Origin of the sequence: Bradyrhizobium canariense (assembly GCF_900105125.1) — a bacterium.
GTDB classification, from domain to species: domain Bacteria; phylum Pseudomonadota; class Alphaproteobacteria; order Rhizobiales; family Xanthobacteraceae; genus Bradyrhizobium; species Bradyrhizobium canariense_A.
The window spans coordinates 6,131,959-6,145,528 of sequence record NZ_LT629750.1 but is presented as its reverse complement, the minus strand read 5'-3'; the positions used below and the strand labels follow the sequence as shown (position 1 = coordinate 6,145,528).

The following is a 13,570-nucleotide window of genomic DNA, read 5'->3' as shown; positions in this document are numbered from 1 at the left end:
GAGGGCACAATGACAGTCGCAGCGAAAATATCCGACACAGTCTCACGGCGTGCGCTCCTTACCGGCGGTTTGGCAGGCGGTTTCCTGCTCGCCTTCCATCTCCCCGTCCGTGCTCTTCCCCCTGCGGTCAACGAGCCGGTGCAGCCGCCCGACGTGACCGATGGCAAATTCGCGCCTAACGCCTTCATCCGTATCGACGACGCCGGCCATACCACGCTGGTGATGCCGCAGGTCGAGATGGGACAGGGCGTCTACACCGCGGTGGCGATGATTTTGGCCGAAGAGCTCGATGCAGATCTGGCGCAGGTGACGCTGGAGCCCGCGCCGCCGAACGACAAGCTCTACGGCAATCCGACGTTCGGCATTCAGGTCACCGGCAATTCCAATTCGATCCGGGCGTTCTGGAAGCCGCTGCGCAACGCCGGCGCCAGCGCGCGCGCCATGCTGGTGCAGGCGGCCGCGCAGCAATGGCAGGTCGAGCCGGCAAGCTGCACGACGTCGAAAGGCGAGGTCACGCACACCGAAAGCGGCCGCAAGCTTTCCTACGGCGCGCTGGCGACGGCGGCGAGCAGCCAGAGCCCGCCAAAGGATGTCGCGCTCAAGGACCCCAAGGATTTCGTCTTCATCGGCAAGCCGCTGAAGCGCTTCGACACCCCCGACAAAGTCAACGGCAAGGCCGTCTACGGCATCGACGCGATACTTCCCGGCATGAAGTTCGCGACGTTGGCCGCATGTCCCGTATTCGGCGGCAAGGTCGGCACCGTCGATGACACCGCCGCCAAGAAGGTTCCGGGGGTGCAGCAAATCGTGGTGCTGGACGATTTGGTCGCGGTAGTCGGCGATCACATGTGGGCGGCGAAGAAAGGTCTCGATGCCCTGGTTGTGACCTGGAACGAAGGCGCCAACGCCCGCATCAGTTCGAAAGACATTTGGGAAGATATCCGCGCGGCCAGCGAAAAGGACGGCGTCGTCGCAAGATCCGACGGCGACATCGCCAAGGGCCTTGCCACCGGCGACAAGGTCGAAGCGTCTTATGAGTTGCCGTTTCTCGCGCATGCGACGATGGAGCCACTGAACTGCACCGTTCATTTCAAGCAGGATTCCTGCGAATTATGGACCGGCACGCAGATCATCTCGCGCGTTCAGTCGGAAGCGGCGAAAGCGGCCGGGCTTCCGGTCGAGAAAGTGATCGCGAATAATCACCTGCTCGGCGGTGGCTTCGGCCGCAGGCTCGAGCCCGACATGGTGGTTGCAGCCGTTCGCATCGCCAAGCATGTCGATGGGCCGGTCAAGGTGGTCTGGACCCGCGAGGAAGATATCCAGCATGATATCTATCGCCCGGTCTATCGCGACACGATTGCGGCGACGCTGTCGGACGGCAAGATCGTCGGCTGGAAATATCGCATCACCGGATCGGCTGTGATCGCACGCTGGCTGCCGCCCGCCTTCCAGAAAGGCATCGACATCGATGCAGTCGATAGCGCCGTCGATATTCCCTATGACATTCCCAATCTCCACGTCGAATATGTTCGGTCCGAGCCGCCTGCGGTGCCGACCGGGTTCTGGCGCGGCGTCGGTCCCAACAACAATGTGTTTGCGATCGAATGTTTCATGGACGAGCTCGCGCGCAAGGCGGGCAAGGATCCGGTCGCGTTCCGCCGTGACATGCTCGGTAAAAACCCGAGGTTGAAGGCCGCACTCGATCTGGTGGCCGAGAAATCCAATTGGGGCCAGCCACTGCCTGCGCGGGTAGGACGCGGCGTGTGCGTACAGCCGTCGTTCGGCAGCTTTATTGCAACCGTGGTGGAAGCCGAAGTCGACGAACAGGGCGAGGTGCATCTGCGGCGCGTCACGTCCGCTGTCGATACCGGCATCGCCGTCAATCCCGACACCATCATGGCGCAGCTCGAAGGCGGGCTGATCTTCGGCCTCACCGCCGCGCTCTATGGCGAGATCACCATCGACAAGGGGCGAGTCCAGCAGTCCAACTTCAACAACTACCGCATGCTGCGCATCGATCAGGCGCCGAAGATCGAGGTGCACGTCATCAAGAGCGGCGAGGCGCCCGGCGGCATCGGCGAGACCGGCGTCACGGCGAGTTCGCCCGCGCTGCGCAATGCCATCTACGCCGCGACCGGGGTTGCGCTGCGAAGATTGCCCATCGACCGCAGCCTGATCGCGGGGAAAAAAGCATGAGCGCGACCGCGCGGATCCTGCTCAGCGTTGCCGCGATTGTGGTGGCAGCGCTGGCGATCGGACTTTGGGTCATCCGTGGCCCAGGCCCGATGGCATTTTCGGACGGCCCGAAAGTATCACTGGCGGACTATAAAGCCGCCAATCCGACCGGCACACCGGTTGCGCTCGCCAAGGCGAGCCTTGTTGAACGTGGCGCCTATCTCGCACATGCCGCGGATTGCATGGTTTGCCACACCACCCAGGGCGGCCAGGAATATGCCGGCGGCCTCGGATTCAAGCTGCCGTTCGGTACGCTTTATTCGACCAATATCACGCCGGACAAAGACACCGGCATCGGCAATTACAGCGATCAGGACTTCCTGAACGCGCTGCATCGCGGCGTCCGCCGCGACGGCGCGCGGCTTTATCCGGCGATGCCGTATACGTCCTACACTTACATCAGCGACGCCGATGCGCTGGCGATCAAGGCCTATCTGTTCAGCCTGCCGCCGGTGCGCGCGGCCGCTCCCGCCAATACGCTGACGTTTCCGTTCAACCAGCGCTGGGGCATGATGTTCTGGTCGGCGGTGTTCAATCCGGACACGCGGTTCGAACCCGACACATCGAAGAGCCCGGAATGGAACAGGGGCGCTTATCTCGCGGAAGCCCTGGCGCATTGCGGTGAATGCCATACGCCGCGAAATCTGGCGTTCGCGCTCGACAACCGCAAGAAATTCGGCGGCGCGCTCACCGCGGGCTGGCGTGCCTTCAACATCAGTTCGGACAAGGCCACCGGCATCGGTGCCTGGCGCGACGACGATCTCATCGCTTATCTGTCGACCGGACATGCGGCGGGTCATGGCACGGCGTCGGGGCCGATGGGCGAAGCGGTCGACCAGAGCTTCAGCCAGCTAGCGCCGGAAGATATCCGCGCCGTGGTGGCCTATCTGCGCAGTGTGCCCCCGACACCATCGCCCGATCTGCCGGCGACGCTGGCGCCGCCTGCGCCGGCTTCGCACAAGGACGGCGTCACGGCGGATGCGCGCGGCAAGATGGTGTTCGCGGGCGCCTGCGTTTCCTGCCACGGCTGGACCGGCGAAAGTCCGGTCTCACCGTTTGCCACGCTCACCGGGGCCTGGGCGGTGAACGATCCCGGCGCGACCAATGTCGCGCAGATCGTGATCGCCGGCACCAGGCGGAATACGCCGGACGGCGCGCTCTCGATGCCTGCCTTCGGCGACGCCTATTCCGACGACGAGATCGCGGCGGTCGCTAACTATGTGACGGCGCGCTTCGGCGGCAAGGGATCGAAGCTCACGGCGCAGGACGTCACTGAGCTACGAAAGCAGGTGTCGCAGTAACCGAGGCTGACGGAGCGCAGGTTGCGCGCCACAGCGTCGGCGAAGGCGTCATTTCCGATTCGATTTTCAAACAACGGAGAAGACAGGCATCCGCCATCTCGCAGCGCGAAGCGCCCGAGTTGTTGCAAAATCCTCTCCCTCGATGACAGAGGGCGCAGGGAAAGCCGGGTGCCCGCTGCACCCGCAGCCCCGTGCGCAAAATAAAAAGCACACGAGTTCGTCGCCACAGGTTCACCGGAGCACCCGGCCTTCCCTGCGCAATGGTTTTAACGGCTTACTCCGCGCTCTCCCCGGTGACCGGGCTTTGTTGTCACCGTCATCGGCGTGATGCGGAACGCATCATCGCCAACTTGACGCCAGCGTCGGGGCGTCAGGACCACACGGCTTCGCCGTCCACGCCAACAGCGTTCGTCTCTCGCGGCTGCCGCGTCCACCGCATCCCGCACCCAACGTCCGTGACGATCGCGATACGCCCCTCTTGTGGGTGCGGGATGGCGCGGGTTGTTAAGTTGATTTGGGTCGGACCGGAACGAAAATATTTTTGCGAAAGGGGCTGGACACCGGAATCGCTGAACAACCTGTCTGCAAATCAACCCGTAGCAACCATTAAATACGATCGTCATTCCGGACGACGCGAAGCGGCGATCCGGAATCTCGGGATTCCGGGTCTGGTCCTTCGGACCATCCCGGAATGACGAAGGCTAGATCCAGGACCGTCGGGCGCAATAGCGTCAGCGTATTGCGCTGCAAGGGAATTTGAATTGGCGGAATACGCCAGCGCTATTCCGCCCTACGAGTTGGTCGCATTTTCGGTCAGACTCTCAGGGCATCCAGAACCCCGGCATCGCCTCTTCCAGCCGGCCACCGATCCGCACCGGTGCGATCCGCAGCGCCAGACCGGTTGTATCATCGGTCTCGACCGCGACACCGCTGAGTGTTGCTGTGCCCAGTGCCGGCTCAAAACGCCCCGACGGAATGCCCGAGGTGAAGCGGCGCAGCGGCTCTTCCTTCTGCATGCCGATGATCGAATCATAATCGCCGGTCATGCCGGCGTCGGTCATGTAGCCGGTGCCGCCCGAGAGGATCTGATGGTCGGCGGTCGGCACATGGGTGTGGGTGCCGACGACAAGGCTGGCGCGGCCGTCGCAGAAAAATCCGATACCTTGCTTCTCGCTGCTCGCCTCACAGTGGAAATCGACCACGATCGCATCGGCTGCCGCACCGAGCGGACAGGCCTCCAACTCGTGGTTGATGGCGGCAAAGGGATCATCGAACGGTGTCATGAAGACGCGGCCCATGGCATTGATGACGAGTGCGCGCTTGCCGCTTTTGGTGTCGATCAGCGCGGCGCCGCGGCCGGGCGTGCCCTTTGGAAAATTCGCGGGACGAATGAGCCGGGGCGCGCGCTCGATAAAGACCAGCGCCTCGCGCTGGTCCCAGGAATGATTGCCGAGTGTGACGGCGTCGGCGCCGGCGTCGAGGAATTCCTGGTAGATCGCCTCGGTGATACCGAACCCGCCGGCGGAATTCTCGCCGTTGACGACGACCAGATCGAGCGCCCAGTCGCGGATCATTCCAGGCAGATATTCCGAGATGGCAGTGCGACCGGCCCTGCCGACGACGTCACCGACGAAAAGAATACGCAAGCTAAAAACTCCGGAAATCGAACATTCGTGTTTCCGTTAGCACATAATCCAGTGCGACGTCGTGCGACAACGCCGGGACGGCCTCGATTTCCTGCGCGGCAAAGGCAAGACCGATACCGATGACGGCTTTCACCTTGCGCAAATGCGCGAAGGTGTAGTCGTAATGACCGGCGCCGTAGCCGATGCGGTGACCCAAACGGTCGAACGCGGCCAGCGGCACCAGCATCACGTCGGGAATGACTTCGGCGGCAGCAGGCGACGGCTCGAGGATACCGAGCGATCCGAGCTGCATCCTGTCGTTGGGGGACCATGCGCGAAATGTAAGCGACTGGCCGCGTGCCGTTACAGCCGGCAGTGCCAGCCGCGCGCCCTGCGCGGCGACTTTCAGCATCAAGGGGGTCGGATCGATCTCACTGCGGATCGGGGAATAACCGGAGACGATCATGTCGCGCACGATCTCAAACGGCATGCCACGCTCGGCGACAGACTGGGCCGCGGCGGCACGCTGCTGATCACTCAACGCATCGCGCGCCGCAAGCGCTGCGGCGCGCAGATCGGCCTTTGACCGGGTCGAGGGAGTAGCGGCCATACAGCGTTATATTCCGCTGTCATCACCGGCGAAAGTGGCCTTCACCTCACCCGCCTCGCAGGGAGGCTAAAAGAACCGCCACAGGAAAAAGAAAAGTGCGAAGCCACGATGGCCGTTGGAGCGCTCGATCCCGGAGTTCCCTACGAAAGTAGGTGGGCACCATATGTCCGGATCCACGGACCCGGCCAGGGACAGTTCCCTAAAGGATCGATAAGGCCCCGGGGATATATGGCTCCTGACGCGCGACGCAGCTTCGCCCCGCCAATGTAGCTACGATTAGCTCGATCCGCCAGCGCTTAAGACAAGCCGCGGTCAACCAATCGCGACGCCGCCGCCGATGGTGCGGTTCAGCACCTGCGTGGTTTTCTCGATACGGTCGGCGGCCGCGTTGAGCGCCTTGGCGACCGCGGTTTGCACCACCTTGGCGCGATCGGCCGATGTGGAGCGGGCATCGCGCAAGGCTTCGAGCTCTTGCTCAAGGCTAGCGATGCGTTGGTTGGCATCGAGCAATTCGTCGCTGGCCATCAGCGCCGCCATCACGGTGAGGCGGGAGTCGCCGATTTCGCCGAACTTGCCGCGCAGCGATCCGATCCGATCCTCAAAGCCTTCTGCGAGGTGCAGGAGCCGCGCCTCCTGCCCTTCCTCGCAGGCCATGCGGTATTGCCGGCCATTGATGGTGACGTTGACGTGGCTCATCAGAGTTCTCCAGCATCGATCACGGCGCGGATCGTCTCGATCGCCGCATCCAGCCGTTCGCCGATCTCGCGGTTGGTGCGCTCCAGCCGGCGCGTTTTCACCAGCGATCCGTCGAGTTCGTCGGCGAGCCGCGAGCGATCCGCACCCAGCGCCTGAATCCGGCTTGCCAGTTCATTCTCGTCACGATCGGCCTCGCGACGCCGCTCGACCGCGCTTTCCAATGCATCAAGCGCCGTCATCAGCCGCCGCGTCGCGGCGTCAATGTCCACTGAGGATGGCTCGGCAGCGCCGAAACCGTTGGAGGGACGATCGCTCATGCGGTCAGTGCAGGCCTTTTATGAGCAGCCGCAGGGCGACAAAATCCCACGGCTCAGCAAGCGGTTACACGGCGAAATTTACGTGGCAAGCGAGGCCAACGCAACGCCGCCGCAGAACTATGCACCGCAAAGCAACTTTTCGGCCGGCCCGGGCGTTTCATCGCCTTGGACTCCGGGAACACAGGTGCTATCCAGCCCCTGACTTTCCGTGGTCCTCACACCCGTATCGCAACCAAGCATCTCATTTTAGGCGGATTTTCATCATGACGCAGGTCGATCACACCCGTATGGCCAACGCGATCCGCGGTCTCGCGATGGACGCGGTCGAAAAGGCCAAATCGGGCCATCCGGGCCTGCCGATGGGAGCGGCCGATATCGCCACCGTGCTGTTTACGCAATTCCTGAAGTACGACGCCGCCAACCCGGCGTGGCCGGATCGCGACCGCTTCATCCTGTCGGCCGGCCACGGCTCGATGCTGCTCTATGCGTTGCTCTACCTCACCGGCAATTCCGAGATGACGCTCGATCAGCTCAAGCATTTCCGCCAGCTGGGATCGCTGACGCCGGGACATCCGGAAAATTTCCACACCAAAGGTGTCGAGACCACGACGGGGCCGCTGGGCCAGGGCCTTGCGACCTCGGTCGGCATGGCGCTGGCGGAGAGGATGCTCGCGGCCGAGTTCGGCAAGAAGATCGTCGATCATCACACCTATGTACTTTGCTCCGACGGCGACCTGATGGAAGGCGTGTCGCAGGAAGCGATTGCGCTGGCCGGGCACTGGAAGCTCAACAAGCTGATCGTGCTGTACGACGACAACGGCATTTCGATCGACGGCCCGACCTCGATCTCCGACTCGGTCGACCAGGTGAAGCGATTCAAATCGGCCGGCTGGGCGGCTGAGCTGATCGACGGCCAGGATCAGCATGCGATCGCCGCTGCGATCACGCGCGCGAAGAAGTCCAACAAACCATCGCTGATCGCCTGCAAGACCACGATCGGCTATGGCGCGCCGACCAAGGCCGGCACCGCCAAGGCCCATGGCGAGGCGCTCGGCGCCGAAGAGCTCAAGGGCGCCAAGGAAAAACTCGGCATTTCGCTCGAGCCCTTCTCGGTGCCCGACGACGTGTTGCAGGCCTGGCGCGCGGCAGGCAGCCGCGGCGTGGCTGCGCGCAAGGAGTGGGAAACACGCTTCGGAGAATTGTCCAATCGCAAGCAGTCGGAATTTGACCGCCGCTTGCGGCATGAGCGCCCGGCCTCGCTGGCGAAAGCGATCAAGGCGCACAAGAAGTCGCTGCTGGAGACGCCGCAGAATATCGCCTCCCGCAAATCATCCGAATCCGTGATCGACGCGATCGCGGAAGCGATGCCGCTCGAATTCGTCGCGGGCTCGGCCGACCTTACCGGCTCCAACAACAACAAGGCAAAAACGGCGGTCGACTTCTCGGTCAAGATGCCGAAGGGACGCTTCATCCATTACGGCATTCGCGAACACGGCATGGCCGCGGCCTTGAACGGCATCTTCCTGCATGGCGGCTTCGCGCCGAACGGCGCTACCTTCCTTTGCTTCACCGACTATGCCCGGCCGGCGATGCGGCTTGCGGCATTGATGGGCACCGGCGTCGTCTATGTGATGACGCATGACTCGATCGGTCTCGGCGAAGACGGACCGACCCATCAGCCGGTCGAGCATCTCGCGGCGCTGCGCGCCATCCCCAACATGCGCGTGTTCCGTCCCTGCGACGCGATCGAGGTGACCGAATGCTGGGATCTGGCGCTGAACCGGATCGACGGCCCGACCGTGCTGGTGCTGAGCCGCCAGAACCTGCCGCAATTGCGCACCTCCACGCCCAACGACACCCCCTGCAGCCATGGCGCCTACGAGCTGGTCGCGGCACAGGGCGAGGCAAAAGTGTCGTTCTTTGCTTCCGGCTCCGAGGTCCAGATCGCGGTCGACGCCCAGAAGCAGCTCGCCGAGCGCGGCATCGCGTCGCGGGTGGTGTCGGTGCCTGCGCTCGAGCTGCTGTTGTCGCAGCCGGCGGACCGCCAGCAGGCGATCATCGGCAATGCCCCGGTCAAGGTCGCGATCGAAGCGGCAGTGCGTTGGGGCTGGGACGCCGTGATCGGCCGGGATGGTGAATTTATCGGCATGCATGGTTTCGGCGCCAGCGCGCCCGCCAAGGACCTTTTCAAGCACTTCGGAATTACCGCCGAGGCTGCGGTTAACGCTGCCCTGAAACGCTTGGGGTGATGGTTGAGATTGCCCGAAAAAAAGGCTACCTAACGGTCATATAGTCCGTTCTCGCCCGGCTGAACCGGGCGATCCGCATCAAGCATCTCCGTGGATGAACCATCTCCGCGGGGATGATGTCAGCTATTAGAGGAGAAGCGCGAGATGGCAGTCCGGGTCGCAATCAACGGGTTTGGCCGCATCGGCCGCAATGTGCTTCGGGCCATCGCCGAGTCCGGCCGCAACGATATCGAGGTGGTTGGCATCAACGATCTCGGCCCGGTTGAGACCAACGCCCATCTCCTGCGTTTCGATTCCGTGCATGGCCGCTTCCCGGGCACGGTGACGGTGGAAGGCGACTCGATCAGCGTCGGTAACGGCAAGATCAAGGTTTCCGCCGAACGCGATCCGACCAAGCTGCCGTGGAAAGAACTCGGCGTCGACATCGTACTGGAATGCACCGGCATCTTCACCGCGAGGGACAAGGCCGCGGCGCATCTCACCGCCGGCGCCAAGCGCGTGCTGGTATCGGCGCCCGCCGATAATGCCGACGCGACCATCGTGTTCGGCGTCAATCACGACAAGCTGACCAAGGACCATTTGGTGGTTTCGAACGGTTCGTGCACGACGAACTGCCTCGCGCCCGTGGCAAAAATCCTGAACGACACCGTCGGCATCGAGACCGGTTTCATGACCACGATCCATGCCTATACCGGCGATCAGCCGACGCTCGACACCCTGCACAAGGATCTCTATCGCGGCCGTGCCGCGGCGATGTCGATGATCCCGACTTCCACCGGTGCGGCCAAGGCGATCGGCCTGGTGCTGCCGGAGCTGAAGGGCAAGCTCGACGGCGTCGCGATCCGCGTGCCGACGCCAAACGTCTCGGTGATCGATCTCAAGATCGTGGCGTCGCGCAAGACCGACGCCAAGGAAATCAACGAGGCGATGAAGCGCGCGAGCGAGCAGCAGCTCAAGGGCATTCTCGGCTACACCACCGCGCCCAATGTCTCGATCGATTTCAACCACGATCCGCACTCCTCCACGTTCCACATGGACCAGACCAAGGTCCAGAACGGCACGCTGGTGCGGGTGATGTCCTGGTACGACAACGAATGGGGTTTTTCGAACCGGATGGCCGATACCGCCGTCGCGATGGGAAAACTGCTCTAGAACAAGTCAATCGTCATGCCCGGCCTTGTGCCGGGCATCCACGTCTTCTTGCACGGTCATTCCGGGATGGTCCGAAGGACCCGACCCGGAATCTCGAGATTCCGGGTTCGATGCTTTCTATTGCCCGGAATGACTACTTAAATGCCAGGGACAAGAGTTCGAGTCCGTCCATGTCCAAATCATTCCGCACCCTCGATGACGTCGACGTGAAGGGCAAACGCGTGCTGCTGCGCGTCGACCTCAACGTGCCGATGGAAAATGGCCGCGTCACCGACGCGACCCGGCTCGAACGCGTCGTTCCCACCATTACCGAGATTTCCGGCAAGGGCGGCAAGGCCATCCTGCTCGCGCATTTCGGCCGGCCCAAGGGACACGACGCCAAGGATTCGCTGAAGCCGGTTGCCGCCGCCCTTTCACAGATCATCAACAAGCCGGTTGCTTTCGTGGAAGATTGCATTGGAGACGCCGCCGAAAAGGCGGTCGCGGCGATGAAGGATGGCGACATCCTGTGCCTGGAAAATACCCGCTTCCACAAAGAGGAAGAAAAGAACGATCCGGCCTTCGTCGCAGCACTGGCGAAGCTCGGCGACATCTGGGTCAACGACGCGTTCTCGGCGGCCCACCGCGCGCATGCCTCGACCGAGGGCCTCGGCCACAAGCTGCCGGCCTACGCCGGACGCACCATGCAGGCCGAGCTTGACGCGCTCGGCAAGGCGCTGGAAGCGCCGACCAAGCCGGTGATTGCGGTGATCGGCGGCGCCAAGGTTTCCACCAAGATCGACTTGCTGGAAAATCTCGTCACCAAGGTCGATGCGCTGGTGATCGGCGGCGGCATGGCCAACACATTCCTGCACGCGCAGGGCGTCGGCATCGGCAAGTCGCTGGCGGAAAAGGATCTCGCCGCGACCGCGCTGCGGATTCTCGAAAAGGCAGAGGCTTCGAACTGCGCCATCATCCTGCCGGTTGACGCCGTCGTGGCGTTTCACTTCGCTGCCAACTCGCCGTCTCATGCCTATGGCCTCGACGCGATTCCGGCTGATGGCATGATCCTCGATGTCGGCCCGCGGTCGATTGCGCGGATTCATTCGGCGATCGACGACGCCGCAACGCTGGTCTGGAATGGTCCGCTCGGCGCGTTCGAGATGACGCCGTTCGATCGCGGCACCATGCAGGCGGCAAAGCACGCCGCCGATCGGACCAGGGCTAAGAAACTGATCTCGGTCGCCGGTGGCGGCGACACCGTGGCGGCACTGAACCAGGCCAGGGTGGCCGGCGATTTCACCTATGTTTCGACCGCGGGCGGCGCGTTCCTCGAATGGATGGAAGGCAAGCCCCTCCCCGGTGTCGAGGTTTTGAAAGTAAAATAGTTTATCGGGCGTCGCCCCAACGCGGAGAACAGAATTCATGGCTCGCATCACGTTGCGTCAATTGCTCGACCACGCGGCGGAGCACGACTACGGCGTGCCGGCCTTCAACATCAACAATATGGAGCAGGCGCTCGCCATCATGGATGCCGCCTCCAGCCTCGATGCGCCCGTGATCATCCAGGCCTCGCGCGGCGCGCGGTCCTATGCCAACGACATCATGCTCAAGCACATGATGGATGCGGTCACCGAAATCTATCCGCAGATTCCGGTTTGCGTGCATCTCGATCACGGCAATGGGCCCGACACCTGCATGACCGCGATTCAGGCCGGCTTCACCTCGGTCATGATGGACGGCTCGCTGAAAGCCGACGGCAAGACGGCGGCCGACTGGAATTACAATGTCGGCGTCACCAAGACCGTGACCGATATGGCCCATCTCGGCGGCATTTCGGTGGAAGGCGAACTCGGCGTGCTCGGTTCGCTTGAAACCGGCATGGGCGACAAGGAAGACGGTCACGGCGCGGAAGGAAAACTCTCGCACGACCAGTTGCTCACCAATCCCGACGAGGCCGTCAAGTTCGTCAAGGAGACCAAGGTCGACGCGCTGGCGATTGCGATGGGCACCTCGCACGGCGCCTACAAATTCACCCGCAAGCCGGACGGCGACATTCTGGCCATGAACGTCATCGAGGAAATTCACCGCAAGCTGCCCAACACGCATCTGGTGATGCATGGTTCATCCTCGGTGCCGCAGGATTTGCAGGACATCATCAATGCCAATGGCGGCAAGATGAAACCGACCTGGGGCGTGCCGGTGGCCGAGATTCAGCGCGGCATCAAGAACGGCGTCCGCAAGATCAACATCGATACCGACAACCGCATGGCGATGACCGGCCAGATCCGCAAAGTGCTGAAGGACAATCCGGAAGAGTTCGATCCGCGCAAATATCTCAAGCCCGCGATGGAAGCGATGACCCGGCTGTGCAAACAGCGGCTGCAGGAATTCAATACCGCAGGGCAAGCCGGCAAGATCAAGAAGGTGCTGACCACCGCCGAAATGGCCAAGCGCTACACCAAGGGCGACCTCGATCCGAAAGTCGCATGAAATTCAAGGAGGCGGGCTTGATCCCGCCCCTTTTTTTGGCCGCAGTCCGGGGGCAACTAGTGCCGCCGATTTGAAGTTCCCGCAGAACAAGCTGCAAATTCGATCCAGGAACTTCAAATCGCGAAGCGGCACTAGAATTATGGATTTGCTAGTGCCCATTACTTTCCGAAGTTCGTGAAAGGTGGGCGCTGCGATGGATCACGAACTTCGGAAAGTGGGCACTAGCCGCGTCATGGCCACCAAACCCGTTCCGCCGCGCCCCGTGCCACGGCTTTATCTCGCGACCCCCGTCGTGGACGATCCGTCACCGCTGGTGGCAAGCCTTGCGGGCGTGCTCGCAGGCGCCGATGTCGCTGCGGTCCTGCTGCGGCTGAAGCCGACTGACCAGCGCACCATGATCGCACGCGTCAAGGCGCTCGTGCCGGCTGTCCAGGACAGCGGCGCTGCGCTTTTGCTTGACGGCCATGTCGAACTGGTTGCCCGTGCTGGCGCTGATGGCGCGCACCTCACCGGCATCGCAGCCATGGAGGATGCGCTGCCAAGCCTGAAGCCGGACCGTATCGCCGGCGTCGGCGGGCTGACCACCCGGCACGATTCCATGGCCGTTGGCGAAGCCGGGGCGGATTATGTGCTGTTCGGCGAACCCGACGCGAACGGGCAGCGGCCCTCGATTGAGGCGATCGCCGAGCGCCTGCAATGGTGGGCCGAATTGTTCGAGCCGCCCTGTGTCGGCTTTGCGGAGTCGCGCGAAGAGGCCCGCGAATTCGCGGCAGCCGGCGCTGATTTCGTCCTGGTCGGCGATTTCATCTGGGCCGATCCGCGCGGCCCGGCGGCGGCGCTATCGGACGTGGAACAGACGATCAGGCAGGCCCACGCCGCTTCATCCGGAAAAGCCACGGCTGAGCAGGAATAG

General features: G+C 62.9%; 11 protein-coding genes and 1 other RNA gene. 7 read left to right on the top strand and 5 right to left on the bottom strand.

Annotated features, from left to right (window positions below; genetic code table 11):
• Positions 1-9 precede the first annotated feature (9 nt).
• Both BLV09_RS29050 and BLV09_RS29045 read left to right on the top strand, forming a co-directional pair.
• A complete protein-coding gene (locus BLV09_RS29050; protein ID WP_146689840.1) occupies positions 10-2,196 on the top strand; it encodes a xanthine dehydrogenase family protein molybdopterin-binding subunit in 2,187 nt (728 codons plus the stop codon).
• Positions 2,193-3,536: a c-type cytochrome gene (locus tag BLV09_RS29045; RefSeq protein ID WP_146689839.1), complete on the top strand. Its 1,344-nt coding sequence runs from the start codon at positions 2,193-2,195 to the stop codon at positions 3,534-3,536. Before BLV09_RS29050 ends, BLV09_RS29045 begins: the two co-directional genes overlap by 4 nt.
• An 821-nt stretch (positions 3,537-4,357) precedes the next feature.
• Here the strand turns inward: BLV09_RS29045 and BLV09_RS29040 are convergent.
• The 5 genes from BLV09_RS29040 to BLV09_RS29020 form a co-directional block, all read right to left on the bottom strand.
• Positions 4,358-5,182, bottom strand: a complete 825-nt coding sequence (locus BLV09_RS29040) for a TIGR00282 family metallophosphoesterase (RefSeq protein WP_146689838.1) — start codon at positions 5,180-5,182, stop codon at positions 4,358-4,360.
• A 1-nt stretch (position 5,183) separates the two neighbouring features.
• Entirely contained in the window at positions 5,184-5,771 is a 588-nt protein-coding gene (locus tag BLV09_RS29035) for a 5-formyltetrahydrofolate cyclo-ligase (protein WP_146689837.1), read from the bottom strand.
• Between the two features lie 96 nt (positions 5,772-5,867).
• A non-coding RNA gene (ssrS, locus tag BLV09_RS29030) (6S RNA) lies at positions 5,868-6,028 on the bottom strand.
• 55 nt (positions 6,029-6,083) lie between these two features.
• Complete coding sequence (locus BLV09_RS29025; RefSeq protein WP_146689836.1) at positions 6,084-6,467, bottom strand: cell division protein ZapA; 384 nt, start codon at positions 6,465-6,467, stop codon at positions 6,084-6,086.
• Positions 6,467-6,784: a DUF4164 domain-containing protein gene (locus tag BLV09_RS29020; protein ID WP_100385624.1), complete on the bottom strand. Its 318-nt coding sequence runs from the start codon at positions 6,782-6,784 to the stop codon at positions 6,467-6,469. Before BLV09_RS29020 ends, BLV09_RS29025 begins: the two co-directional genes overlap by 1 nt.
• Positions 6,785-7,047: 263 nt before the next feature.
• Between BLV09_RS29020 and tkt the strand changes: the two genes are divergently transcribed.
• From tkt to BLV09_RS28995, 5 genes are all read left to right on the top strand, one after another.
• Entirely contained in the window at positions 7,048-9,033 is a 1,986-nt protein-coding gene (tkt, locus tag BLV09_RS29015; protein WP_146689835.1) for a transketolase, read from the top strand.
• A 144-nt stretch (positions 9,034-9,177) separates the two neighbouring features.
• Positions 9,178-10,185 carry a type I glyceraldehyde-3-phosphate dehydrogenase gene (gene gap / locus BLV09_RS29010; RefSeq protein ID WP_146689834.1) on the top strand — a complete coding sequence of 336 codons (1,008 nt, stop codon included), beginning with the start codon at positions 9,178-9,180 and terminating at the stop codon, positions 10,183-10,185.
• Positions 10,186-10,355: 170 nt separating this feature from the next.
• Positions 10,356-11,552, top strand: coding sequence for a phosphoglycerate kinase (locus BLV09_RS29005; RefSeq protein ID WP_146689833.1), 1,197 nt, complete (start codon positions 10,356-10,358; stop codon positions 11,550-11,552).
• 37 nt (positions 11,553-11,589) lie between these two features.
• Positions 11,590-12,657: a class II fructose-bisphosphate aldolase gene (fba, locus tag BLV09_RS29000; protein WP_146689832.1), complete on the top strand. Its 1,068-nt coding sequence runs from the start codon at positions 11,590-11,592 to the stop codon at positions 12,655-12,657.
• Positions 12,658-12,889: 232 nt separating this feature from the next.
• On the top strand, positions 12,890-13,570 hold the full coding sequence (locus BLV09_RS28995) for a thiamine phosphate synthase (RefSeq protein WP_146691349.1): 681 nt from the start codon (positions 12,890-12,892) through the stop codon (positions 13,568-13,570).